Raw genomic sequence first — 25,745 nt, 5'->3', positions numbered from 1 at the left:
TCGAAAAAAAAGTAGGAAAATATACACTTTTTGGAATTTTGTCGTTAACAGTGAATTAGGTCCCAAATCTAATTAACAAAAACCTACTTATTATGAAAAGAGTTTCCCAGCTTTTGTTAGCTATATCCTTTATAGCTATTTCCTGTAGTGATGAAACTACAGTTTTTGAAGATAGACTTCAAGATGATATTTCCATAGAAGAAAACGAAGCGAAATTACAATCCAGCATCAATTTTGACAATGCAGGTGTGCTTGACATTTACGAGGAAGACCAAATTACCGGTAAAACCGCTAGAGGTGGTGCCAATCAACAAGTCGGTGATTACCCACTTACCCTGGTCGCTCAAATTGAAGCACCTTCATATGATGGTGCTACCAATTTAGGGGCTACACATGTTTTTATCGACGGTGATTATGCATATGTTTCATACAATACCGTAGAAGGTGGCTATGCCGGTGGTGTTGACATTATTAATATAAGTGACCCGAACAATCCCAGGGTTACCGGCAGGTTGTATTACACCAATGCTGATATAAATTCTATCGCCTATGACAACGGTTACGTATATGCTGTTGGGGGAGTGGATGCCGAAAAGTCGGTAACCGCTACTTCCAACTCCTTCGTTGCCAAAATACCGGTCTCGAACGGGCGATTTAATTTAAGTTCTGGTATTTCTTACGGATTTCAAGAAGGTTTCAATGCCAATGATGTGGCAATTTCAGGCAATGAGGTACTCGTTACCAGTGGAAGGGACGGTTTTGTAAAAGCGTATGATAAAAATAGCCTAGAGGCCTTAAATGAAGTACCATTTGCCGATTTACGTTCGGTTGCCATTAGTGACAGTAAAATTGCAGTATTGGATGCCAGTACGGGTGTCAAGATATTGGACCAAAACCTTAGTACGACCAGCGAGATTGCTATAAGTTCAGACTTTGGACCTTCTGCCAAGCGTACTTTGGATTTTATGAACGAAAATATATTAGTGTCCGAAGGTTCAAAAGGTGCTGGTGTATATAACGGTACTACCGGGCAATTCATAGAGCATATCCCAATTCTTTTAGATCCGGAAAACGTTGCTCAACAAGATGTCGTGACCAATGCCGTTGCCACGAACAACGATATTGTCCTCATGGCCAATGGCGGTGCGGGATTATGTTTGTCGGAGGGCGAAGGTAGCTCAGCTGACCCTTACGGAATCATACAATTGAACGGTTCTATCAACTATGTTGCCTCAAAAGGGGATTATATTTTTGCTGCGTCCGGTACAAACGGTTTACAGATCGTAAAATTGAACCGACCATCGAATAGTCTGGTCGAACGCTGCGCGACTACTACGGAATTTAGAGGTAATTCCAACGTAAATACGGAAACTGGTTCAGTTCTTGCTTACAATAGCGGTAGCAGAGGAAAAAGATTACAGCGAATAGATGTAAATGGCGAGCTATTGCTTTGTGGCTCCTGGACCGTTAGAAATTATGTGAACATCAACGACAATAGGGTTCTTGAATTAAACGGTACCATGGTCGTTGGTAGAAATAGACAAAGGAGAAATATAACCGTTACCGAAGGTGCAACCTTAAGGGTAGAGGGTAATTTGACCGTTTATGGAGATATCATAATGAATGATGGCGCCACCATTGAGTTTCTAGGAGATGATTCGGTAGTCAACGTTTTTGGAACAGTTTCTAGACCTGCCAATTCAACGGTTACAGGTACATTTAGGGATGTTCGTAACAAGTTCTAGAAAAAAAAATAGAATGGAATAATACATACAAAGCCCCAAGCTGTTACGCTTGGGGCTTCTTGTTTTATTATGTTAGGCATATGTTACTGAAGCATTTCCGCTATTTTACCTTCGAGTTCCTGTCCTCGTAAATTTTTGGCGACGATCACTCCGTTTTCGTCTAAGATAAAGGCTGCGGGAATCGCTTGTACATTGTATAATTTTGCGATAGGGTCGTTAAAATATTCTACATGGGAAACATGGTTCCATTCCAGACCATCTTCTTCAATGGCTTTTTTCCACGCTTCAGCAGTTCTGTCCAAAGAAACGCCAATGATATTCAACCCTTTTTCGTGATACTTGTTATAAATGTTTACAATATTTGGGTTTTCTGCCCTACAGGGCTTGCACCAAGCAGCCCAAAAATCAATAATGGTAGCTTTCCCCATAACTTCGTTTAAGGCGATTTCCTCCCCTGATGGGGTGGGAGCCGTAAAATTTGGTGCCTTAGCGCCTATATTCGTGGCCTTATTTTTGGTCAAGATTTCATTTACCTCTTTGGCGACCGCAGTCTGTTTCATTTCTTCCGAAAGTCCGTCATAAAGTTCGGATACTTCTTCTTCGGGCAATGCTTTGCTTCTTAAGGCTTTATTGACCAACAAAACGCTGATAAGCGCATCCGGATGGTTTTTGATATAATCAATTTCAAAATTCTTGAATTCTTCCTGAAGTTCTGAATACTCTTCCTGAAGCGATTTCATCACATCTTTGTTACCCGAAGCATTAGCCTTTCGCATATCGTCATTTATGGTCATTGCCTTTTGGGACAACTCCCTAGAATCGCCCATGTAATCATCAAACACTTCATTTTGCAATGACCCCTCACGCTTTGCAAAGGCCAAGCTATCTTTTTGGGCGGTGATCTCTATATTCCCCTTTTCGATGATTACAGGTATGTATCCTTCCACCTTATCAATAAACACATACTGCATTTCGGGGACATCGGCTGTACCATTGAACGAAAATCGGCCTTTTTCCACTGTTGTGGTATCCAAATCCATCGGCTGTCCGCTTTCATCCGGTTTTTTTAAGTATACTTTGGTGCCATCTTCCAATTCTCCTGTAATGGTAGCGTTTATAGTAAACCCATCGGGATTGGAGTTACATGCGACAAGGGTAAGGACTACAATTACTGATGCAATGATTTTTTTCATGGTTATATTTTAGATGTGCAAATGTACTTATATACATGTAAACAAAAAAAGCCCTTAACAATATTGTCAAGGGCCTTTACATGGATTTTTTTACTAAAACTGATATCGGATACCTAAAGCGATGTCAAAATCAAAGTTGTCATTAAAATCGTCGTAGCCTAAAATTCCTATTTCCGGTCTAAAATCCAGCGAAAGGAGTAGGGGAATATTAAAATCATATTCTACACCAATATTCCCAGCGGCAAAAACAAACAGTCCGCCGTCGGGTGTAAACACTTCATCATTATTGTTACGGCGGGGCTCGAAATCCACACTGCCAAGGCCACCACCCACACCGTAATACCAGTTAAAGTTTCCATCCAATGTATGTACCCATTGGTATAGTCCGGACAACTTAAAGGCATCAAATGCACGGCTGTCCCGCCATCCCAAGTTGAATTCGGCCCGGTTGTAGCGACCAATGGATTTTTGATACGAGATTTCTGCACCAAAACCGTCACTATCCCCCAAACGAAGCCCCAATGCATGATCGGATATATCCTGTGCGGAAATGGCAATAGTAGCGAAACAACATAAAAAAGTAAATAATTTCATTTTTTTCATAAGTTACCGTATTTGAATTGATGTTAAGAAAAGGGCGATTCATATCTTTGCCCTTGGGTTAAAACTTCAAACGTTGACCAAAAATTGTTCCGAATTGGATAAAAATTTGCTAAAAAAGTTACAAAACGACCTAGAAGGTGATTTTAAGCTAGATACGCTTACCAAGGCCTTGTATGCTACCGACGCTTCGGTATATCGAAAATCTCCCCTAGGTGTCGCTTTTCCCAAATCGGTCAACGATATCAAAGAATTGGTACGCTTTGCAGGCGAAAATAACATTGGCCTCATTCCCAGAACGGCCGGAACTTCACTGGCTGGGCAATGTGTAGGGGATGGGATTGTTGTGGACGTATCCAAACACTTTACCCAAATACTTCATTTAAATCTAGAAAAAAAGCAGATAACGGTACAGCCTGGGGTCATACGTGATGAGCTCAATCAGTACTTGGAGCCTTATGGCTTGTTCTTTGGACCAAACACATCCACTTCAAATAGATGCATGATAGGGGGTATGGTAGGCAATAATTCTTCCGGAACCACATCAATACAATATGGTGTAACGCGCGACAAGGTAGTTTCGTTAAAAACTGTTTTGTCTGATGGCTCCGAAGCCGATTTTTCTGCACTATCCCCAACCGAGATAGCGGAAAAATCGAATTCAAAAACATTTGAATCTTCTATTTATAAGAATATTTATAAAGAATTGACCAACAAATCTTTACAAAAAGAGATACTTAAAGAGTTCCCAAAACCGGAAATCCACCGAAGAAATACGGGATACGCTGTTGATGAGCTTTTGAAAAGCTCGGTTTTTGGTGGTGAAGCCCCCAACTTAAACCTATGTCATCTTCTTTCGGGCAGTGAAGGCACATTAGCCTTCACAACTGAAATTACTTTACAATTGGATGATTTGCCTCCAAAGCGCTCCGCTATGGTAGTCACCCATTACAAGACCCTGGAAGATTCGTTAAGCGATGTAGCGCCTGTGATGGAACATAGCCTACATACTTGCGAGATGATGGACAAAGTGATATTGGATTGTACCAAAAACAATCGGGAACAGCTGAAAAATCGTTTTTTCGTTGAAGGTGACCCAGCCGCACTGCTGATGCTAGAGGTAAAAGCGCATACTGAGGAAGAACTGCAAGCTCAAATAGAAAAGCTGCAATCTACCATAAGGAAATCCGGTTTGAGCTACGCCAGTCCCGTTTTAAGGGGCGCCGAAATTAACATGGCACTTGAATTACGAAAAGCTGGTTTGGGGCTTTTAGGCAATATGGTCGGTGACCGCAAGGCCGTTGCCTGTATCGAAGATACCGCTGTTGCATTGGCCGACTTAAAGAATTTTATCGGGGAATTCACCCAAATTATGAAGGGGTATGGCCAAGATGCGGTATACTATGCGCATGCCGGTGCAGGTGAACTACACCTTAGACCTATACTTAATCTAAAAAAATCGGAAGATGTACGCCTTTTTAGGGCCATAACCACCGATGTCGCAAAACTCACAAAAAAGTACAAGGGTTCGTTTAGTGGCGAACATGGTGACGGTATCGTACGTGCGGAATTCATACCCCTAATGATCGGCAAAAAAAATTATGAGCTTCTAAAACGCATCAAAACATACTTTGACCCCCAAAATATATTTAATCCCGGTAAAATAGTGGACGCCTATCCAATGGATGACGCATTGCGCTATGAAATAGACAGGGAAGAGCCTCAAGTGGAAACTTTATTCGATTTTTCGGATAGCGAAGGCATTCTAAAAGCTGCAGAAAAGTGTAATGGCAGCGGAGACTGTAGAAAAACACACCATATGAAGGGTGCCATGTGCCCAAGTTATCATGCTACAAAAAATGAAAAGGATACGACCAGGGGGCGTGCCAATGCCCTTCGGGAGTTTTTGACCGTATCGGACAAACCCAATAAATTTGACCAAAAAGAACTCAAAGCGGTTTTTGATTTGTGCCTTAGTTGTAAAGCCTGTGCCAGTGAATGCCCGAGCAATGTGGATGTGGCTACTTTAAAAGCGGAGTTTCTATATCAGTATCAAGAAGTCAACGGCTATCCTTTGCGCAGCAAGCTCTTTGCCTACAACACAAAACTGAACAGATTGGGGAGTAAGGTTTCCGTCCTCACCAATGCCATTTATGACTCTAGCGTATTGGGAGGGTTGTTAAAGAAATCGGCAGGTGTAGCAGCGGAAAGAAGTTTACCCAAAGTATCAAGTTTTGATTTTGATACATATCTTCAGAAGTTTAAAAATCAAAATAGTACAACAAAAAGTAAAGTAGTGTTGTACATTGATGAGTTTACAAACTATTTGGATGTGGACCTAGGGAAAGATGCCATTGAACTATTGGTGCGATTAGGGTATGACGTAGAACTTTTTTATGCCGAAAGTGGCCGCACCTATATCTCTAAAGGCTTTTTAAAACAGGCCAAAAAACTTGCGTTGGACAACATAGGGAAATTGAAGGCTTTTGTTGACGATGGTTGTCCCGTCATTGGTCTGGAACCCTCGGCTATTTTGACTTTTAGGGACGAGTATAAACGATTTTCAGACGATACGGAAACCGTGGCGGCGATAGCCCTTAATTGCTATCTATTCGAAGAGTTTATGGCCAAGGAAATCCAGAAAGGAGAAATTACAAAAAATAACTTTACTTCAGAGGCAAAGACCGTTAAAGTACATAATCACTGCCATCAAAAGGCATTGAGCAATCAAAAGGTGACGTTTGATATATTAAACCTTCCGGAAAATTATTCGGTTTCCATCATAGCCTCGGGCTGTTGTGGTATGGCCGGTTCATTTGGTTACGAAAAAGAGCATTACGAAGTAAGTATGCAGATAGGGGAATTAAAATTATTTCCATCGGTACGTAAATCGGACCAAGATGTTATCATATCCGCGAACGGTACTAGTTGTAGACATCAAATCTATGATGGTACCCAGCGAAAGGCGCTTCATCCCGTGAGCATACTTAAAAATGCGTTAATCAATTGATTCTTTGTCCTTAGAAGGTTTGTTCTTCTTTAGTATCGTAGCAATCAATTCCTTCATGTCCATTTCCTTGATTTCCTCATCGGCAAAGAAAGGAGATAACTTGTCATGGTTATACTTGTATATTTTCCAGCGCTTAAAAGAATATTCCAGTGCCGTCAAATGCTCTACCCAATCTCCTGAATTTAAATACAGGCAACGGCCATTCTTGGTTTCATGTTCTTCTTTTTTGGGTTGGTGCGTGTGTCCGCATACTACATAGTCATATCCTTTATCGACTGCTAGATCTATTGCCGATTGCTCAAAATCGCTCATGTATTTTGAATCCCTTTTGGTATTTTTTTCCATCTTTTTGGAAAACGAAAAACGTTCTTTACCTCTTTTCTTGGACAACCAATTCCCGAAACGGTTTAACGTTATCAATAGTTTATAGCCAAAACTGCCCAATCTTGCAATACGTTTTGCGTTTTGAGGCGACACATCAAAAATATCACCATGAAAAAACCAAGCAAGCTTACCATCAATTTGAAGCACCAATTTGTCCACCACTTTCATGGTTCCCAATGAAGTTCCGCTAAATTTTCGTAAAGTGGCATCATGATTGCCTGTTATATAATACATTTCAGTACCCTTTGAGGCCATGCTCAACAACTTTCGCAGCACCTTGATATGTGAAGGCGGAAAATAATCTTTTGCCGTGCGTGATTCATCAACAATATCACCGTTCAAAATGAGTATAGCAGGTTGTATGCTGTTCAAATACGTTATGAGCTCATCGGCATGACATTCATATGTGCCTAGGTGAACATCGGATATAACGGCAACTTCTAGCTTTCTTTTTTTCAAGGGAATACTTTGGTACAAAATAAACCTATAGGTATAAACTTATTACGTTTTCAAAATCAATAATTGATCAGCATATGGTTAATTAAACATTAAGCAAACGGTTGAATGTTAAGTGTATATTACCAACCACCTAATTTTGGTGGCTACGATTTAAAAATTACCTTTGAAATTGGATAAAAAAGACCGCACCAACCCTAAAATTAGATAGATGGCAGGCAATATTTTTGGAAACCTTTTTAGACTTACGACTTTCGGAGAATCCCATGGTACTGCCATTGGTGGCGTTTTGGATGGATGCCCTTCGGGGGTTACGTTGGATTTGGATGCGATTCAAACCGAGTTGGATAGGCGCAGGCCTGGCCAGTCAGCTATTGTAACACAACGCAAGGAGCCCGATACCGTAGAGTTTTTCTCAGGTGTTTTTGAAGGTAAAACTACCGGTACGCCTATTGGCTTTGCGATTCGGAATACAAACCAGAAATCACACGATTATTCGCACATAAAAGATTCCTATAGACCCTCCCACGCCGATTATGTGTATGACCAAAAATATGGTTTTCGAGATTATCGTGGTGGCGGTCGAAGTTCAGCACGCGAAACGGCGAGCAGGGTAGTGGCCGGGGCAATAGCCAAACAATTTCTCAACGATGTCACGATAAACGCTTTTGTTTCACAGGTCGGGAACTTGAAAATGGATAAAAGCTATAAAGATCTGGACTTGTCGTTGACCGAATCGAACCCCATACGTTGTCCTGACCCACTAACTGCAAAGAAGATGGAAGACTACATCAAAGAGGTTCGCAAACAAGGGGATACTATTGGTGGCATCATAACCTGTGTGGCCAAAAATATACCTGTCGGTCTTGGGGAGCCGGTTTTTGACAAGCTTCATGCAGAATTGGGCAAGGCCATGCTATCCATCAATGCCGTAAAAGGTTTTGAGTATGGTAGTGGTTTTGATGGAGTTGCGATGAAAGGCAGCGAGCATAATGATAAGTTCAATACAGACGGTACCACAAAAACCAATTATAGCGGCGGCGTACAGGGTGGAATAAGCAATGGGATGGATGTCTACTTTAATGTGGCTTTTAAACCAGTAGCCACGGTAATTCAGCCTTACGATACCATTGATAAGGATGGGAACAAGGTAACGACCCAAGGGAAGGGAAGGCATGACCCCTGTGTAGTGCCCAGAGCGGTACCAATCGTAGAAGCCATGACCGCTTTGGTCCTGGCCGATTATACGTTGTTGAACCGTACAATCAAATTATAAGCGAACCATTTCTTGAGTTTGCTTTCAGAAATTGTATATTACTATCCTAAATTTTTTACATGAGAAAATTGGAACTGCATTGGAAAATCCTGATTGGTATGGTATTGGGCATCTTATTCGGATTTGGAATGACCCAAATAAGCTGGGGGGCTGATTTTGTAAATGATTGGATAAACCCTCTTGGAACAATCTTCGTAAAGCTCTTAAAACTCATTGCCATTCCGTTGATACTCGCTTCACTTGTAAAAGGCATATCGGATTTAAAGGATATTTCAAAGTTCAGAAATATCGGCTTGCGCACCATAGCGACTTATATAGGCACTACCGTAGTAGCTATTACGATTGGGCTTCTTTTGGTAAATGTACTAAAGCCGGGCAACGGTATTTCTAATGAAACCATAGCAAAACTTACGGAGACCTACTCCAACGATGGTGGGGTTACCTCAAAACTTGAGGAAGCATCAAAACAAAAAAATAGCGGCCCGTTACAGTTTTTGGAAGATATGGTACCGGACAATGCCTTTTCGGCACTAAGCGATAACAGTTTAATGTTACAGGTTATATTTTTTACAATATTTCTAGGGATTTCCATGCTTTTGATAGGGGAAAAACGGGCCAAACCCTTAAAGGACTTTTTTGACGCTTTGAACGATGTTGTTTTGAAAATGGTAGATTTGATCATGCTGACCGCTCCAGTAGCGGTTTTTGCCCTTTTAGCTAATGTTGTCGTGTCATCGGGTGATCCAGACCTATTGTTCGCCCTATTGAAATATGCGGGAGTGGTCGTTCTTGGGCTGTTCTTGATGATTGTTTTTTATGCCTTGGTAGTATCCGGTTTTACAAAATACAATCCGTTGACATTTCTTAGTAAGATGAGTCCTGCCCAATTATTGGCGTTTTCGACAAGTTCCAGTGCGGCGACCTTGCCAGTGACCATGGAAAGGGTAGAGGAACATATCGGCGTAGATAAGGAAGTTTCCAGTTTTGTACTTCCAGTTGGGGCAACCATAAACATGGATGGTACGAGTTTATACCAAGGTGTGGCCGCTGTATTCATCTCCCAAGCGCTGGGTTTTGACCTAACGTTCGCCGACCAGCTCACTATCGTTTTGACAGCACTTTTGGCTTCCATAGGTTCTGCCGCAGTGCCAGGCGCAGGTATGGTAATGTTGGTCATTGTGCTGGAATCTATAGGTTTCCCACCCGATAAACTGGCCATAGGACTTGCCTTGATTTTTGCTGTGGATAGACCTTTGGATATGTGCAGAACGGTTGTCAATGTAACAGGTGATGCCTGTGTTTCAATGATGGTGGCAAAATCTGTAGGTAAACTTGGAAAACCCAGGATAAAAAACTGGGACGATCACTACCAAGAAGTAAAATAAATTGAACGAATTTCCGCCTATGTAAGATTGGGAACAATAACCGCTTTATTATGAATATTTGTTTTTTAATGTATCCCTGGGAAGAAATAGACCCTGATAACGACACCAGTTTGGCGCTGATTCACGAATGCGTAAAACGAAAACACGGGGTCGCCCTCTGCAGCCCGGCAAATCTTACCATACGTAACAGCGTGACCAATGCCTTTTGCACCGTAGTCAATAGAATGGAAAAGATACCCGGTAGTTTAAAATCATTTTACAAACAAGCCACCCTTCGTGAAGAAATGCTGCCCTTGGCAGGGTTTGATGTTATTTTTTTTAGGGCCAATCCGCCCTTAGATCCCATTATGCTTAATTTTTTGGATTCCGTTAAGGACGATGTGTTCATCATGAATTCCCTACAGGGCATGCGTGAAGCCAATAACAAGCTTTACACCGCTGCATTCGGTGACTCCCATAGCAATATCATTCCAGCTACGCACGTATCCAAAAACAAAAATTATTTGGTAAGACAGATCAAGGAATCCAAATCTGACAAGATGATTTTAAAACCCTTGAACGGTTTTGGGGGTTCTGGGGTCATCTTGATCGAAAAATCGGCAATGAACAACATAAAATCATTACTTGATTTTTACATAACCAATTCAGATGGAACATCTAACTATGTCATACTTCAAGAATATATTGAAGGTGCTGACCAAGGTGATGTTCGTATATTATTGTTGAACGGTGAGGCCATTGGTGCCATGAAACGGGTACCGGGTTCGGATGACCATCGCTCCAACGTTTCGGCCGGAGGTTCGGTCGCCAAACACAGTCTTACCAAACACGAAAAAGCACTTTGCAAGCAAATAGGGCCTAAACTGGTCAAAGACGGACTCTATTTTGTGGGTATTGATGTTATCGGCGGTAAACTGGTAGAGGTAAACGTAATGTCGCCAGGAGGCATCACATACATGAACAAGGTGTATAAGACCAAAATACAGTCCAAGGTCATCGATTTTGTAGAAAGTAAGGTGTTGGACAAGTTACAGGCCTTTGACAGGCGCTCACGCTTGCGTAACGAAGTTGACAATGCTTAGGTTGTCCGTTGACAATATCATCTCCAGTATTTCCTCTGGTGTGCCCTTTGAAGCGGTATGCGAAGATTATTCCTTTATTGTTAAAATTGAACGGTACGCTCCTTATATATGTGCAGCTGTACATGACGGCCATCAATTCAGAAAGTCGTTATGGGACAATTGTCTGCATACCGAATATGAACGCTGGTATGAAGAAGACCCGTGTACGAAAGCGATGGTGCAATCGCACCCGATACTCATACAGGGCTGTGACAGTAGATTTGAGTACGACTTGAACAGAAATCCCGAGACCGCCATCTATACCGATGCCTGGGGAAAACAATTATGGAAATCACCACTTTCGCCCGAAGAAACCCAATTGAGTATGCTAAAACACAATAACTTCTACAGAGTTGTTCATACCCTTGTCGAAAAAATAGAGACCATTCACGGCAAAGCCATTGTTTTTGATATGCACAGCTACAACTGGAAACGCTGGGACCGGGAAGTCCCTACTTGGAATTTAGGGACTGTAAACATCGATAACGATAGGTTCGGTACTTTGGCCGCATCTTGGAACTACAAGCTGGGTACTATGCAATTACCCAATGGTATTGTATCTACCTCCAAAATAAACGATACGTTTCAAGGCAATGGCCATTTTCTAAAATACATTACCCAAAATTTTGATAATACTTTGGTCTTGGCCACTGAAATCGCCAAGGTATACTGTGATGAATATGATGGCACCGTATATCCGGAAGTGGTACGATCTGTAGAAGACCAATTAAAAGAATTGATACCTTTGCAGGTAAAAGAATTTCAAGAAGCACGGGTATGATAGGCGAGCGGCAACAGTCACAGATAGAAAGGGAAAATACCGATTTGTTCGAAATAGATGCGAATCTAGACCGTTTGGTAAAAAAAATAGAATTATTGAGCTATGTGAACCCTTTGAACATTGAAAAGGCCAAACATCAATTTTTCACTTCAAAATATACGGAAAACCCCGTTTTTAGATACCCAAAACTAAAGTTCAATCCCTATAAACTGCACCGTTTATTCTTTTCTCAACGTTTGGAACGTGTAGACAATGAACAGATACGGAAACTGTATCAGGATATCATTTACTACTATTCCAACATGGTACAGTGTATCGAGACCATAGGGCAGGACCGAAAGTTTTATTACAACTCGCTACGGGTATATGGCTCACCCACCGAAAAAGACGTACAGAACGCACAGTTTATCCTTCATTTTGCCGATGAGCCCATGTCCTCGGATATGGATAAGGTGTATAGTGCCGAAGATGCCAAAACCTATTTTGAAAACTTCGCAACACAATATGATTTTAAGCTGAACATCAAGTTCTCTACCCATATGGCCGCGGACGCCATGGTCAGTAACGCTTCACAAGCCTTATTGATTAAACGAAATACAAAGTTCAGTGAAAACCAATTGCTCACTTTGGCCAACCATGAGATCGGGGTGCATTTGGTCACCACCTACAACGGAATGCAACAACCGTTAAAGGTTTTTTCCAACGGATTTCCAAAAAATGTGGAAACCCAAGAAGGCCTTGCGGTCTTTAGTGAATACATGAGCGGGGCGTTGACCCTTAAACGCCTTAAAGAATTGGCTTATAGGGTTTTGGCATCCGATAGTTTAATTAAAGGATATAGCTTCTCTGATACCTTTGATTTGATTCACAACCAATATAAACTCAATCGCAACGATGCCTTTTCCATTACGCTCAGGGCACATAGGGGCGGTGGTTTTACCAAAGATCGCTTATACTTGAGCGGTTTACGTAAAATATATAAACGATACCTTAAAGAAAAGCCTATGGATACCATGCTCTCGGGCAAAGTGTCCTTGGATTATGAAAGTGCCATAAACCAATTACACACTTTAGGATTGGCGCAAAAAAACACCTATACCAATACCGCCTATCGGCAGAACTTGAATACCAATACCACTTTGGATTTTATACTGAACAATTTGAAGTAGACGAATATTTTAAAGCTTTCGTTATCGGTCTGGGCTATGGCTTATTGTTTTGCTTTTTCTAGCTGTGTGTATAACCAAATGATTTTTCGTAGAGTGTTTTTCTATATTTCGTTGTTAACATATTTTCATTGAGCTCTCTCTTTTCGTAAAGTTCGTTCAAATAAGGGCCTTTATTCTCGTTATTTTTGCATTAAAAAGGGACATAATCAGGTATAGAAGAAAGGTTTTAGTTATATTCCCAACCATTTTTTATTTGGTTTACTTATTAATGTTATTCCAAATATCCAGATACATTTTCCAGTCCCCATTTATTTTTTTCCAAACAATGACATATTTCCCTTTCCAAGAAGAAATGTGTCCATCTTTGTGTTTGGTCTTACCCTCATAATACCCGTAATCATAAGCTGTATCTTTAATAATGGTGATTTCGCTTTGTGTAATCTTATGATATGATGTACTTAACCCTTCTGGTAAAGTCCAATATTTGATAATATCTTCCCCTTCTAATATTTTGGTATTATTAGGAAATATTTTTGCGTCTTGTGTATAGGATGAGGCTATTTTCCTATAATCTGATGCCATAACATATTTTGAAAAATTCTCCGTGTTTTTCAATATGGTTTGAATGTCTTGTTTGTTTCCGTTGAGCACCTGTGCTTCTATTTGATTGAAGCATAAAAATGCTAATATCAGTAGTTGTATTGCTTTCATGAAATTAGAGGTTTTGGTTAACGATTTTCTTGATTTTATCTGCCATATCCATCACATTAAAAACCTTTTGGTTCTTCAAAATAATGATATATAAGTCGTCTTCAGGATGATATCTAATGACAGACTCATAGCTTCCTTGCTCGCCATGATGATGGTGAACCTCCAATGTATCATCATCCCATTCTAATACGCCTAAAGGCGATTGTGAGCCTTCCCGTTCAGAAAGTAATTTTACAGATTCTTTTGATAGCAGTTTATAGCTGTGCAAATGACGGAGGTATTGATACATATCCTGTGCAGTAAATAGCATTAAAAACTTAATACCGTCCATCTTAAAGGCATCAAGATGGTTGTCTTGGTCAAAAGGATAAGCAGGTAATGTTTCGTCTTTCCAAGGCGTAGCCTTTCCAAAATAGCTATTGGTCATTTTTGTAGGTATGAAAATATTCTGTGCCACATAATCCTCAAAAGATTGACCGGAAACGGCTTCTACAATGTTAATGAGCAATATAGGATTGTAATTTGAATAGAGATAGTCTGAACCGGGTTCAAAAGCAAGCTGTTCTACTTTTTTTAAATCATTCAGCAACAATTCGTGAGTAACGGTCATTTGGTTTTCTCCATAACGTTCCCACGCTACTCTTGGTAAACCACTTGTGTATTTGAATAATTGCTGAATACTTATAGTCGAAGCCCAAGCTGGTAAACCTTTAAGATGTTTGCTCACCTTGTCATCAAGCTTCAGGCTTCCACCTTCGTAGAGTTGCATTACGGCTACGCCTGGAAATTCTTTAGAGATAGAACCAATAGCGAAACGATGCTCGGCCGTTAAGGGTTCTTTGGTTTCGGGATGGGCAATCCCAAAAGAGTTTTCGTATAGAACTTTCTTATTTTTTACAACGAGAACATTACCATTGAGTTCTCCATCAAGATATTCCTGTTGAACATATTCATCGACACTTTTATATTGATGACAGCTTACATTTAGGAAAGCTATGCAAAGCGTAAGGCATAAAACTACTTTCTTCATTGTTTCTAAATGTTTTTAATCTTAGTTATCATCTTTTCTGCATTTGTGTTTTCTGGATTCAATTCCAATGATTTTTTATAGTTTGATAAAGCTAAGTCATACTGTTTATCTGTATAGTAAGCTTCTGCTAAACTGTCATAAACATTAAAGCTATTAGGATAGAGAATCGTATTTACCTTAAAAATGTCTAGAGTCAATTTCATTCTATTTCTATTTAGGAAGTCATAACCTATTGCATTCAAAGTATTTTCATTAATATCTGGATTCTTTGGATTGGTTTTCATGATGCTTTTGTACGTAGATAACCCTTTTTCAAAATCACCATCAAGAAAATGTTCTATAGGGATTTTATCTTCATCTTTCATTTTAGTGTAGTTTGAAATGATATTACCACTGTGAATGTCAATTAGCTCCATCGTCCTATTTTCAGACTTTCGGTTAAATTGAATTAACTGCTGTACATTTCTACTCACATAAGTACTGTCGGAAACTTGAATTAATTCTATCGGTTCCATTCCTAATTCCTTGCTATAAAGTATGTTATTGTTTTCATACACTTTTATTAGTTCATTGTTATTAATACGATACCTGCCACAAATTTCATCAAGTACAGTATTGTTAAGTTTCTTTTTCTCATAGGAAGGAACGAAATCAGGCCATTCATAAGCAAGGGCAACAGACCTAATAACTTCTGAATTAAAATCTTGGTGAAAAGAGTTTGTTAATATAACCACTCCATACCCCTTATCCTTATGTGCAGTGAACTGTCCTAGGAATCCTTCATTACCACCGTCATGTTCAAAATAAATTTCGTCTTTCTTCTTTCTAATAAACACACCTAACCCCATTGTTTCTACAATTGAAGGTGTAAGCATTTTAGTTGTCATTGATTTAGATAAGCCTACTTTACTTTCTCCTTTTAAAGTTTGCTGGATGGTAATGACAAATTTTGCAAGGTCTTCTGCGGTTGTCCATAACCCAGCAGCTGCCATCTCTGGATAAGTATGTCTTTTTCCTTTTACCATGGAACCATCAGAATAATAGCCAGTTGCTGCCAATTTCAATTGTTTATTTGGAAGGGGCTGATTAAAAGTGCTATTTTGCATTTTTAAAGGCTCCAGCACTAATTCTTCCATCAGTATTGGAAAAGGTTTTTCTTCAACATCTATCATCATTTGTTGTAAAATAGTATAACCGCCACCTGAATACCTGTAACTCTCTTCAGGGAGTTTATTAACAAAAAAACCTTCTGAATTGGCAGGGTCAGTTCCATTTAATACTTCAAGTAGCGTTGGTATTTGTTGTCCAGGACTATAGCCGTAAAAACCACGACCAGTTACTCCGGCAGAGTGATTAAGAAGACTCTTCAATGTTACCTTCTTTTTTTCAGTAAACTCATTATCTTCTAACCTCCATGATTTTAAAAAAGTATTAATATCTTCGTCTAAGGTCATTCTATTTTGTTCTACAAGGCACAATGCCGCATATGCACTCAGAGCCTTGCTAATTGATGCAGCTTGAAAAAGAGTTTCTTTGGTAACGGGAGTTTTACTTTCTTTATCGGTTACGCCATACGTTTTTGTCCATTCTATTTCGCCGTTGTTTATTACTGCAATACTTACACCAGGAACTCCGTAATGCTTCATTCTTTCTTCAATTGACCATGTCTTGTCACCTTTTATATAAACTGGTGTTGTGAGGTTGGTTTCTGTTTTTTTTATTTTATTACTCACAAAATCAATAGTATTAGGTGGGTTTGTGCATGATTGAAAAAATAGTACTATTAGTATAGTTATTTGGCTAGGTTTCATATTACACGATTATTATTTTAAATTTTCAAGAATTCCATCGGCCAATTCTCCAAGCCATCTTCCTCCGCTTGATGTAAGTAGAACAACTCCAGTATTTTTTTGAGGACTGAAGAAATACTCGCAAGCAAAGCCGTCAGCATCGCCGCCATGACTATACTTTATATCAGAACCGCTTGTCATTTTTATAAGACCAAAACCATATTGAAGTTTTTCATCCATTTTAGAAGTCTGTTTGGTTAGGATAAGCGGACTTTGTTCGTTTAGGCTGTCGTACAATCGGTATGCCTTAATTTGTTCAGCTAGTATATTGGTCAAATCCGTTGCGTTAGAATAAATAGCACTTGCAGGTGTAGCCATTCCCATATTCGAAGGTTCGGTCGCAATCATCCTGTTATCTTTTCTGTACGGTCTTACAAGCCTTAAAGCTTGGGTGTCACTTAACCTTACAGATGTATTGTTTAGCTCATATGGAAGGGTGACATATTTTTCGAGAAGCTGACTGTAACTTAAATTGCTGACCGTCTCACAAATGAAGCCGACTACTGCGTACCCCGAATTGGAGTATTGAAACTGTGAACCCGGTTCAAATTCCAATTTTATAGTATTGATATCTTTTATGAGTTGTTCTATGGAATATCCCTTTGTCCAAGCATCACCATCAATTCTTTCGCTATACACTGAACAAGCATCACTTGGTATACCAGACGTATGATTTAGTAAAAATTTCAATTTGATTTTATCCAACCTTTTTTTGGCATTTTCGTTGATGTCTGATGGAAAATAACTTGTAATCGATTCTTCAAGATTTAATTTCCCTTCTTGAATCAAATTATTAACCATTATACCAGTAAACATTTTTGATTGGGACGCAATCTGAAATATGGAGTTTTCATTTACTTTAGTGGTGTCTTTTCTTGATTTAGTACCAAAACCTTTGAGTACATCTATTTTTCCGTCTCGAATAATTCCGATGGATAAACTAGGCACATTATTTTCGGCCATTGCTTTTTCTATTTTTTTTTCAATCGGATTTTGCTCAATAGAGTTTTTCTCTTTTGTTATGAAATTGCAACCAACAGTGATAATTGATATTAAAACGAAAAATAGTATTCTTCCCATAGTGTGTTCGATTAGTTATATATTGTAGTTACCTGATGACCTTTTTACCTTTCAATTTTTTTCAAATGATACTTTTTCAGTTGGTAAATCGAATAAATTCCAAGAACAAATTCAGCTATTATTCCGAAAATATAACCTCCTGTTGGAAGTCCGTCTATTACCATACTCAGCGCACGTCCTGTAGCAAGAGTCAGCATAAATAAAATATTCAGTTGAGTTGCAAGTTTCCAATATTCTCTTTTCCAAATTCCTAAAATCCATATCATGGAAATTCCAATGTATAAACACATTATTGCTTTGAGCATGTTTGAAAGGTCAACTGTATTGACTTGAATATCCAATTGCTTAGTAAGAATAGATGGTGACCCATAAATTATTCCTGTTGGTAGTACAATAGCAATGGCTATTAAAAGATGTAAGTTCTTTAGAACCGAATTTATTTTATCATTCATTTTTTTCTTCGCTGAAAATCAAATTGTCTTAAATGATGGTCAAAATGTTTCCATTGTACGACAGCTCATTCATTCAGCGTTAATTTTCCAGAGAGTTGGCAAGGTTGTTTAGCACTTTTTTTAGACCTTTTTTATCAACTGCTCAACAAGACGTATAGCTTTTCCTTTTCAAAATCCTAAATACATCTTCCAGTCGTCAGCTACTTTTTTTCCGTCTTTGTTTTCCTATGAAATATTTTACTCACGACTTTCCATTCTCCATCAATCTTTAAAAGATTCATATAGTCTATAAATGTTCCGTTAGGGTATTCTAATTTTAGTTTTGCACTTGCTGCCATACCGGTAATATCAATAGATACAATACTCGTTTTTCTATTTTGTTTTGGTCCTGGTTTTATACCTTTTCTAAAAGCTTCAATAGCATTTACTTCGGTATATTCTCCATTGCTAATAAATTTCATGGTTGCGTTTTTGTGAAATGCTTTTTTTAGCGTGTCAAAGTCGTTATTTGTTCCGCCATCTAAATAATAAGACACGGTTTGTTCTATTAATTTGTAATCGGAATCTTGAGCACAAATAGTTGTAGATATGGTTATGCAAAGTAATAATGTGATGATTTTCGTTTTCATATTTGTATTGTTTTAGAGTTAAAATGTCAGATGTTAAGATGAGGTGTTTTAATTGCTTTTTTTGAGATTTTTAATAAGATTTGTTATCCTTTCTATGTTAGCGGCATTACCTTTTGGAGTAAGTTCAAGTGCTTTTTCATAGTTTATTTTAGCGTTTTTAATATCTCCTTTTATTCCAAATGCTTCGGCCAAAGAATCAAAAGCATTCCAAGATTTTGGGTAGTTTCGGGTATTTAACTTAAAGACTTCTATGGCTTCATTTAATCTAGGCTGAATAGCGTTTAGAAAGCTATATCCTATTTCATTAATGATCATTTCAAAATCAATCATGCTATAGTCTTTATCATCTTTAAGCCGATTTAAAAGTATTTGAACATTTTTGTAATTCTTTTTATTGATTGCTATTTCCAATTCTTCACTGGCTAAGTTTTCTGTATTACGAAGTGTTTCATCTACAATACCCAATAAATTATTACTGACACGCTCTATGTAAGGATCGTATCTATAGCCATTGGATAAAAAAATGATTGTCATATTTTTACTAGGTATTTTTTTAAATACCGATATGCCTCCGCCACTAAAACCAATGGTTTTGATCTTATTTAAATACTCAATTCTCCATCCATATGAGAAGAATGAGCTTCCATCCTTGTAAGGAAATGGAGTGGTCATTATAGTTTTGTTCTTTTGATTTAATAAACTCCCAACATTAAATTGTTGATCCCATTTTATATAAGTGTCTAATGTTATATTAAGCCCACCTGCTGATAATAAATAGTCTGGCAAGTAAAAATCAAAAATCTTTGGTTCGTAGTTTTTATTTGGGTAATACTCGGTAACTCTATTGGGTACGATATCTAAAATGTCACCAGAAAAAGAAATACCCGTATCATTTCCATTAAATTGATTTTCGACAATTAAATCTTGAAATTTTCGCTTACTAACTTTTTCAATAAGCTGTTTTAATAACCATAAATTGGTTCGGTTATAGTGATATTCTTTACCAGGTGAAGTTTGAATGTTTTTGTTAAAAATAATTTCTTGAGCCTCCAATTCGGTTAGATTTCTTGATACGGGCATAGTTGGTAATCCAGATGAATGAGAGAGAAGATGTTTTATTTGAATGGATTTCCAGTTTAAAGGTAAATCGGGTAAAAATTCTCCAATAGCATCTTCAAGGTTGATTTTTTTATTTTGAATGAGTTTAAAAACGGCTACAGAAACAAAAAGTTTTGTTAGTGAGTGTGTTTTAAAAATTGATGTGTTGCTAACAGGAATATCATAGGCAATATTGGCTTTTCCATAATATGCTTTATGTATAACTTGGTTATCTTTTAAAATTGCTACTGCTGTGCCTTTAATGTCAAATTCTTCCATTATTTTATTGACATAATTATCAACCTTTGATTTTAAATCAACATTTTCTTTTAAACCAATAAACTGTTTGTTCTGCTTTTCCAGTAATTCAACGACCTTTTCGGCTACTGTTTTCGAAGCAGAAGGATCTTGACCGGTAACTAACCTTCCATCAACAATATAATGGTTGTCCCAACCCTTTTTTGAATACATGAATTTTCCTCCATTTCTTGTTATTGCTTCTTCTATTGAGAAAGGGAATGTTTTATAGTAGTCAGCTGATTGGTTTTCAAATTTATCTGGGAAACCGTTCGCTTTTTTACCATTTACCAAATAGCTGCCATCATCTGTTTTTAAGTCAACAATACCAGCGGTACCATGACACACGGCAGAAACAACACCATTGTTATTGTAAATAGACATGGTTATTGCCTGAATGGCTTTGTTATCTGGCACACCAAACATTGCGGCTCCACCTCCTACATAGTACACAGCCTTGTAGTCTTCGGGATTAATGACTTCTGGTTTTAAGGTGGTTTTAAGTAAATTCATAAAATCAGCATCGTATAGATACTTTTTTTGAATACTATCAGACGTTTTGATATATCCAACAGGAATAGCACCTCCTTCTGGACTTACAAAATCTACTTTATAACCTTTTTTTTCAAATACATCATAAGCCAATACGATTTCAGAAAAATGATTGGCAGTATTTAAATTTGTATTTCCGTAAGTATGTTGATTAGATACTATGAAAAGTATTTTATCTTGTGCTTTCCTTGAGTTTTTGAAACCCATTAGAATAGGCAGAATCAATAGAAGGAATGTTATTTTTCGCATGCGATATTAATTTATCGCAATATGCAATCGTTCTTATTTAAAAAGGTTTTCTATTATAAATCCGAACTACTACTATATGAATAAAGACTTTTAATCGGTTTCTTTTGTACTCTTTTCTTTTTTGTATTTAGCTGGTGTAGTCCCTGTTATTTTTTTGAAAGTTGTAAAAAAAGTAGACTTAGAGTTAAAACCACAATCGTAACCAATAGTTTCTATGGTGTATGCTTCACTTGAAATCAATAACTGTTTTGCTTCTTCAATTCGAAATTCGTTTATAAACAAAGAAAATGACTTACCTAAATTATCATTCAAAAACTGTGATAGTTGATGAGATGAAATATTGAGTTGGTTAGCAATGTCCAACAATTTTAAATTGGGGTTTTTGAACAATTTCTCACCCTTAATCACTGTTAGTTTTTCTGCAATTAATTTTACCTCTTTTGTATCGATTTTTTTATTCTCATATTTTACTTTTTCTTGAAAAAACAGGGTGCTTTTATTCTTTTTGAACAACCATAATAAAACCAAAAGGTAAAAAACAAATGAAAATGATAATGCCCCGACAATGTAGGATGTATAAGAAGCAATATTATAAGAAAGCCAAATAATCGTTACTCCTGCAAAAATACTTAACAACCAAACTTCGACATCATTGAGCTTTGTACTTTTTGAGGTTACTTTATTTAAAATATGCTTTAGTTTAAAACCTGTTAAAATAATATAAACCAACCATTGTAAATAAATTCCCTTAACTAAGAATGTGGTCCACAGTTTTCTATTGTCCAAATACGGATATACAATTCCTAATATAATTACTATGCTCAAAGAGGGAATTAAGTGAATCCACAATTTTTTGACTTTTGATGATTTTATTTGAGATAAAGTATACAAGTACAGTGCTGGTCCAATCAATACACAAGCAGAAAGTCCTATCTGTACAAAAACACTAAATAAATTTGGATTAAAAAATAAGAATACGGATTTGATAATTCTTATACTCAAGACTAACAGTAATAACGCTAAAAAGTAATTTGAAAACTTTTTCCTTTGTGCGACAGTGGCAAAGTAGAGTGATAATAAAAACCCATTAAATGCTCCTAAAGCACTAAAAAAAAAGATGAGTTGGGTTTCAAAATTCATTTATATAAATTGGTGTTTTTTAAAAATTTCAAATGTTCGTTCTAATATTTGCCAATGTTAAGATAAAATTCGTTTAAATGATTTTTATAGACCGACAACAATGCTCAACCATCCTAAAATTATTTTCAATAGCTATAATCCAAATATATTATAAACTTGTTGACAACATCAAAATATTTTTACGGGGTTTATTGCTACTCGTCAAACGCCAATTTTTGAACAATGATTGTAGGGTCAATATTTTGTGGGTTATTGACCGCTTGTACATAGCTTAAAAAGGTAAAGGCAATGGTATCGCCGACCCGTAATTTACCATAGGGCACAAAATGCGATTTGCTGTATCCCGGCGGGAGCGCATACGAAGTGGTTTTGCCCTCCCATTGTAGACCAATTACCTGTGTTACCGTTTTGGTAATGTTACGATCCTTAGGATAGATCATTAATTTATGCCGTACCGCTCCAATTTTCAAAATGAATTTTCCCGGCTGTATCGCTTTCAAACGGATATTATGTGAAACGGTCTCATCCTTAAGATGGCGATGAACGGCATACGACGAACTTACGCCCTCGACTTTAACCTCGTTTACCATATTCGTGATTTTCCAGTTTAGCTGCCTATCTCGGTTATTGTATGTGGAAACCGTATCCATTTTACCATAAATTTCACGTTCTGTTTTTTCTCCTTTTGAAAAATCGCTTGTTACGATATTTTTGTTCCAAAAAATAGGGATCACTATTGTATCCCCGACCCAACATGTAGGACTATTAAATGGTGACGGTTCTATACCGGAAAAAAATCGTGGGGTTCCTTTTTTTACAGCTTTGACCACATTCAAAATGCTATTTTTCTTGTAACCCCAACCCGGCTTGTGTTCAAAAACTTGCTTTATAAAATAGTTGCCTTCTTTTTTTGGTACAATCTTGAAAAGAAAATATAATGCTTCATCGTGTATTACCTTTTGCTGAACACGGTCTTGTATCGCAAAGTGTTCATTTTCAAATACTTTTACAAAGTTATTAAACAAGAGCTTTTGTACGGAATCCAGTTCTTGACCATATGATGAAAAAGTCATTGCAAATAGGGTTACGATTAAAAATAAGATTCTCATTATTTGGGTTTTCAGAATGTATTTTAATAAAGATTTTATCAAGTTGTTAGATTTTTAAAGACAGGACATGGTAATACGTTTTGCATCGTGCCGAGTAGGATCATCAAGACTTCAATATAAAAAAACGTGTTCCCGATATTTTTTCCTCTAAAAAGAGCTCAAGCTTAAAGCATCCATACTATTGTAAAAATAGATGATAGTAACTTGGTAAAGTATAATTTTTGTGCCTTAAAATCAAACGAACCAATACATTAACCCTATCTTGATTCAAGCAAATACTGTATCAAATAAAAACTAATTATAACGAAATACTTTTATACTTCGGGTACTTTACCCTAAATGAGAATGATTTTGTTTTGGTTTGTTTGGGACTTAGCTGTATTTTCCAGCTCAATAATCCCTTTTTGGTATCGTAATCGGCATCAAAAGTTTCAATGTCAATTACTCTGATATCATTATTTTGAGATAGCGGGATGCGATCCATAATTTTTATGTCAATAGGCACAGCTTTGCCGTTTTTAACTTCCCAATCATACTTTCTATCCAAAATACGGTTGTTGCCCAAAAACGATTTACTCTTGAAGTTTTTATCCTGTTTACGTCTAACCGTAATATTGGCGTCTATACCCAAAGAAATAGTCATTTCTTTTTTAACCGTGTAAGGATCTATAACGGTTTTTCCTACATAAGCACCCTTAAAATAGATGTTGGCCTCTCCCGGTAATAGATTGTATTTTTCCCAATCACTAAAACGAGCGGTTAAAAATACATTTTCATTAACAATGGGTGCCGTGAAATATTCATAGCTGCCGTTCAGGGAGAATGTGTTGATTTCAATAGCGGTAATGTCACCGTCCGATACTATGGTATATGGCTTTTTGATTATAAATTTGGTTTGGGTAATATCATCTTGGACCGCACTTTTTTTGGTTGTTATCACGATTACCCCATGATTACCCTTACTCCCATAAATCGAGGTGGCATTTTTACCTTTAAGAACTTCCATGGATTGTATCTCATCTTCATCCAAATCACCTTCTATAAAATTATCCACGGGTACTCCGTCAATAATATACAAAGGGAGTTGAGGAACAGATGAGGCGCCTCTTACCCGGACTCCAGCCGTTTTACCTTGTAAAACCCTTGATACTGCTCCGGTATAGTCTTTTTTGCTTCTCGTTCCGTATCCCATCACTACAACTTCCTCCAAGGCTTGGGAATCCTCTTCGAGTTTTATGTTCATGACCGAGGAATAGATAGGAAGTTCTTCGGTTTTATAACCAATATAAGAGACCATTAACTCCTGACCGTTGGTAATATTTAAAGTAAAAAAACCATCAAAATCAGTTTGTGTGCCATTAGCTGTTCCTTTTACCACAATATTGGCCCCGGGTAGGGGAGAACCAGACTCGTCCAATATGGTTCCTGCGATTTTTTTGACTGTTGGATTATAAAAATATCGTTGTTTTTTGGTAGCTGTGCTAAACCTTTTGGAACGGCCATTGGTAAAATTCAAATATTTTGTGCCCAATGTAGGTTTTACAATATTAACATTAGGATTACCCGTTGATAGTGCAATTTTAGCATTATCCCAATCTTGCCCTGTTTTTTGATATACATGGGCCTTATATGCTAGTTTAAGTGGAGAGTTGATGTCCTTAGACTTAATGTCGTAACTGGGAATCCATCCAGCATCTTCTACCAAATAGGAAATGGATATATTTAAATTTATATCAATGGCAGTGTCAAACTTTATTTTAATTTCCCCTTGTTCTTTTTCCGGAATATTGTTTATCTCGGCCATTTGACTTTTTATAGCCCTTGCTTTGTGATCCAGCTCGTTTATTTTTAGATTGGTAACATATATTTCATTTTTAACATCGGTAATCCTTTCCCTATAATACGTACTTATTTGTTTGATTTTCTCCAAGCTTACGCCATCGGTCCTAGAATTGAGCAATCTATTACCGTTAATCACCTTTTCCTCTTCCTCAAGACCCGCTATTTGATTTCTGAACTTGGCTATTTGCAGTTCCAGAGCATCAATTTCATTTTGTAGCACATCGGATTGCGGTGTATTTTTCTTTTGGGCCATGTAGTTTATATCATACGCCATGGATAAGATGGATACCGATTGTAAACCGGAAATCTGAATACTACTTTCATCAATTTGTGTCGAAAGCCCTGTAAACTTGATTTCAGAAGTGCCTGCTTTGAGTATGCAATGGGCAGAACGGGTTACATGTGCACCGCTCAAATAAACAGTTACCTCTTTTATTTTTGATGGAATTTGATTATCGTTTCCGAAAGTAAATATTGGAAATAAAGCGATAAAAATGAATAGCTTTTTCATGTTCGTTGGTTTAAAGTTTGGATAAACTTAATGCGGAACAGACTCAAATAAAATAAAGAATAAGCGAATTGGTAT

The 25,745-nt window shown here is 37.6% G+C and carries 20 protein-coding genes; 7 read left to right on the top strand and 13 right to left on the bottom strand.

The features are described 5' to 3' along the window. The first annotated feature begins 92 nt into the window (after positions 1 to 92). On the top strand, positions 93 to 1,745 hold the full coding sequence (locus tag HYG79_RS17065; RefSeq protein WP_179243270.1) for an LVIVD repeat-containing protein: 1,653 nt from the start codon (positions 93 to 95) through the stop codon (positions 1,743 to 1,745). 83 nt (positions 1,746 to 1,828) lie between these two features. On the opposite strand, the gene HYG79_RS17060 is transcribed toward HYG79_RS17065, so the two are convergent. Together HYG79_RS17060 and HYG79_RS17055 are read right to left on the bottom strand one after the other, a co-directional pair. Next, on the bottom strand, positions 1,829 to 2,938 hold the full coding sequence (locus tag HYG79_RS17060) for a TlpA disulfide reductase family protein (RefSeq protein ID WP_179243269.1): 1,110 nt from the start codon (positions 2,936 to 2,938) through the stop codon (positions 1,829 to 1,831). Positions 2,939 to 3,031: 93 nt separating this feature from the next. Beyond that, positions 3,032 to 3,541, bottom strand: coding sequence for a hypothetical protein (locus HYG79_RS17055; RefSeq protein ID WP_179243268.1), 510 nt, complete (start codon positions 3,539 to 3,541; stop codon positions 3,032 to 3,034). Between the two features lie 94 nt (positions 3,542 to 3,635). Here HYG79_RS17055 and HYG79_RS17050 point away from each other — a divergent pair, with 94 nt between their 5' ends. After that, positions 3,636 to 6,548, top strand: a complete 2,913-nt coding sequence (locus tag HYG79_RS17050) for an FAD-binding and (Fe-S)-binding domain-containing protein (RefSeq protein WP_179243591.1) — start codon at positions 3,636 to 3,638, stop codon at positions 6,546 to 6,548. Here the strand turns inward: HYG79_RS17050 and HYG79_RS17045 are convergent. Next, entirely contained in the window at positions 6,537 to 7,391 is an 855-nt protein-coding gene (locus HYG79_RS17045; RefSeq protein ID WP_179243267.1) for a UDP-2,3-diacylglucosamine diphosphatase, read from the bottom strand. The genes HYG79_RS17050 and HYG79_RS17045 overlap by 12 nt on opposite strands. A 208-nt stretch (positions 7,392 to 7,599) precedes the next feature. On the opposite strand from HYG79_RS17045, the gene aroC reads away from it, so the two are divergent. Genes aroC through HYG79_RS17020 form a run of 5 tightly spaced genes read left to right on the top strand, consistent with a single transcriptional unit; the run spans position 7,600 to position 13,120 of the window. Next, positions 7,600 to 8,664 carry a chorismate synthase gene (aroC, locus tag HYG79_RS17040; RefSeq protein ID WP_179243266.1) on the top strand — a complete coding sequence of 355 codons (1,065 nt, stop codon included), beginning with the start codon at positions 7,600 to 7,602 and terminating at the stop codon, positions 8,662 to 8,664. A gap of 59 nt (positions 8,665 to 8,723) precedes the next feature. Then, positions 8,724 to 10,049 carry a dicarboxylate/amino acid:cation symporter gene (locus HYG79_RS17035; protein WP_179243265.1) on the top strand — a complete coding sequence of 442 codons (1,326 nt, stop codon included), beginning with the start codon at positions 8,724 to 8,726 and terminating at the stop codon, positions 10,047 to 10,049. Between the two features lie 50 nt (positions 10,050 to 10,099). Further along, positions 10,100 to 11,131 carry a glutathione synthase gene (gene gshB / locus HYG79_RS17030; protein ID WP_179243264.1) on the top strand — a complete coding sequence of 344 codons (1,032 nt, stop codon included), beginning with the start codon at positions 10,100 to 10,102 and terminating at the stop codon, positions 11,129 to 11,131. Next, entirely contained in the window at positions 11,124 to 11,951 is an 828-nt protein-coding gene (locus HYG79_RS17025; RefSeq protein ID WP_179243263.1) for an N-formylglutamate amidohydrolase, read from the top strand. Before gshB ends, HYG79_RS17025 begins: the two co-directional genes overlap by 8 nt. Beyond that, on the top strand, positions 11,948 to 13,120 hold the full coding sequence (locus HYG79_RS17020) for a flavohemoglobin expression-modulating QEGLA motif protein (RefSeq protein ID WP_179243262.1): 1,173 nt from the start codon (positions 11,948 to 11,950) through the stop codon (positions 13,118 to 13,120). The genes HYG79_RS17025 and HYG79_RS17020 overlap by 4 nt, the downstream gene beginning before the upstream one ends. A 258-nt stretch (positions 13,121 to 13,378) precedes the next feature. Here HYG79_RS17020 and HYG79_RS17015 read toward each other — a convergent pair whose 3' ends face one another. The 10 genes from HYG79_RS17015 to HYG79_RS16970 form a co-directional block, all read right to left on the bottom strand. Continuing rightward, positions 13,379 to 13,831: a YybH family protein gene (locus tag HYG79_RS17015; protein WP_179243261.1), complete on the bottom strand. Its 453-nt coding sequence runs from the start codon at positions 13,829 to 13,831 to the stop codon at positions 13,379 to 13,381. A gap of 4 nt (positions 13,832 to 13,835) precedes the next feature. Continuing rightward, a complete protein-coding gene (locus tag HYG79_RS17010) occupies positions 13,836 to 14,861 on the bottom strand; it encodes a serine hydrolase domain-containing protein (RefSeq protein ID WP_179243260.1) in 1,026 nt (341 codons plus the stop codon). Between the two features lie 5 nt (positions 14,862 to 14,866). Then, on the bottom strand, positions 14,867 to 16,594 hold the full coding sequence (locus tag HYG79_RS17005; protein ID WP_179243259.1) for a serine hydrolase: 1,728 nt from the start codon (positions 16,592 to 16,594) through the stop codon (positions 14,867 to 14,869). Positions 16,595 to 16,684: 90 nt separating this feature from the next. Continuing rightward, on the bottom strand, positions 16,685 to 17,791 hold the full coding sequence (locus HYG79_RS17000; protein WP_179243258.1) for a serine hydrolase domain-containing protein: 1,107 nt from the start codon (positions 17,789 to 17,791) through the stop codon (positions 16,685 to 16,687). 44 nt (positions 17,792 to 17,835) lie between these two features. Then, complete coding sequence (locus HYG79_RS16995; RefSeq protein WP_179243257.1) at positions 17,836 to 18,243, bottom strand: DUF4345 domain-containing protein; 408 nt, start codon at positions 18,241 to 18,243, stop codon at positions 17,836 to 17,838. A 200-nt stretch (positions 18,244 to 18,443) separates the two neighbouring features. Continuing rightward, positions 18,444 to 18,872 (bottom strand): nuclear transport factor 2 family protein, encoded by a 429-nt coding sequence (locus HYG79_RS16990; protein WP_179243256.1) that lies wholly within the window; start codon positions 18,870 to 18,872, stop codon positions 18,444 to 18,446. A gap of 48 nt (positions 18,873 to 18,920) precedes the next feature. Beyond that, positions 18,921 to 21,068, bottom strand: a complete 2,148-nt coding sequence (locus HYG79_RS16985; protein WP_179243255.1) for a serine hydrolase — start codon at positions 21,066 to 21,068, stop codon at positions 18,921 to 18,923. A 90-nt stretch (positions 21,069 to 21,158) separates the two neighbouring features. Further along, complete coding sequence (locus HYG79_RS16980; protein ID WP_179243254.1) at positions 21,159 to 22,208, bottom strand: helix-turn-helix domain-containing protein; 1,050 nt, start codon at positions 22,206 to 22,208, stop codon at positions 21,159 to 21,161. A 194-nt stretch (positions 22,209 to 22,402) separates the two neighbouring features. Further along, complete coding sequence (locus HYG79_RS16975; RefSeq protein ID WP_179243253.1) at positions 22,403 to 23,317, bottom strand: hypothetical protein; 915 nt, start codon at positions 23,315 to 23,317, stop codon at positions 22,403 to 22,405. A 298-nt stretch (positions 23,318 to 23,615) separates the two neighbouring features. Then, positions 23,616 to 25,670 carry a mucoidy inhibitor MuiA family protein gene (locus HYG79_RS16970; RefSeq protein WP_179243252.1) on the bottom strand — a complete coding sequence of 685 codons (2,055 nt, stop codon included), beginning with the start codon at positions 25,668 to 25,670 and terminating at the stop codon, positions 23,616 to 23,618. Between the last annotated feature and the right edge of the window lie 75 nt (positions 25,671 to 25,745).

This window comes from Costertonia aggregata, assembly GCF_013402795.1.
In the GTDB taxonomy this organism is placed as follows: Bacteria; Bacteroidota; Bacteroidia; order Flavobacteriales; family Flavobacteriaceae; genus Costertonia; species Costertonia aggregata.
Note: the sequence above shows the minus strand (reverse complement) of the source record. Positions and strands in the feature narration are given on the sequence as shown.

Excerpts from the sequence above, each read along its gene's own strand:
- HYG79_RS17055 (WP_179243268.1), bottom strand. The coding sequence starts at position 3,541 with ATGAAAAAAATGAAATTATTTACTTTTTTATGTTGTTTCGCTACTATT.
- HYG79_RS17060 (WP_179243269.1), bottom strand. The coding sequence starts at position 2,938 with ATGAAAAAAATCATTGCATCAGTAATTGTAGTCCTTACCCTTGTCGCA.
- HYG79_RS16970 (WP_179243252.1), bottom strand. The coding sequence starts at position 25,670 with ATGAAAAAGCTATTCATTTTTATCGCTTTATTTCCAATATTTACTTTC.
- HYG79_RS17025 (WP_179243263.1), top strand. The coding sequence starts at position 11,124 with ATGCTTAGGTTGTCCGTTGACAATATCATCTCCAGTATTTCCTCTGGT.
- HYG79_RS16995 (WP_179243257.1), bottom strand. The coding sequence starts at position 18,243 with ATGAATGATAAAATAAATTCGGTTCTAAAGAACTTACATCTTTTAATA.
- HYG79_RS17035 (WP_179243265.1), top strand. The coding sequence starts at position 8,724 with ATGAGAAAATTGGAACTGCATTGGAAAATCCTGATTGGTATGGTATTG.
- HYG79_RS17015 (WP_179243261.1), bottom strand. The coding sequence starts at position 13,831 with ATGAAAGCAATACAACTACTGATATTAGCATTTTTATGCTTCAATCAA.
- aroC (WP_179243266.1), top strand. The coding sequence starts at position 7,600 with ATGGCAGGCAATATTTTTGGAAACCTTTTTAGACTTACGACTTTCGGA.
- HYG79_RS17010 (WP_179243260.1), bottom strand. The coding sequence starts at position 14,861 with ATGAAGAAAGTAGTTTTATGCCTTACGCTTTGCATAGCTTTCCTAAAT.
- HYG79_RS16980 (WP_179243254.1), bottom strand. The coding sequence starts at position 22,208 with ATGAATTTTGAAACCCAACTCATCTTTTTTTTTAGTGCTTTAGGAGCA.
- gshB (WP_179243264.1), top strand. The coding sequence starts at position 10,100 with ATGAATATTTGTTTTTTAATGTATCCCTGGGAAGAAATAGACCCTGAT.
- HYG79_RS16975 (WP_179243253.1), bottom strand. The coding sequence starts at position 23,317 with ATGAGAATCTTATTTTTAATCGTAACCCTATTTGCAATGACTTTTTCA.
- HYG79_RS16990 (WP_179243256.1), bottom strand. The coding sequence starts at position 18,872 with ATGAAAACGAAAATCATCACATTATTACTTTGCATAACCATATCTACA.
- HYG79_RS17065 (WP_179243270.1), top strand. The coding sequence starts at position 93 with ATGAAAAGAGTTTCCCAGCTTTTGTTAGCTATATCCTTTATAGCTATT.
- HYG79_RS16985 (WP_179243255.1), bottom strand. The coding sequence starts at position 21,068 with ATGCGAAAAATAACATTCCTTCTATTGATTCTGCCTATTCTAATGGGT.
- HYG79_RS17020 (WP_179243262.1), top strand. The coding sequence starts at position 11,948 with ATGATAGGCGAGCGGCAACAGTCACAGATAGAAAGGGAAAATACCGAT.
- HYG79_RS17000 (WP_179243258.1), bottom strand. The coding sequence starts at position 17,791 with ATGGGAAGAATACTATTTTTCGTTTTAATATCAATTATCACTGTTGGT.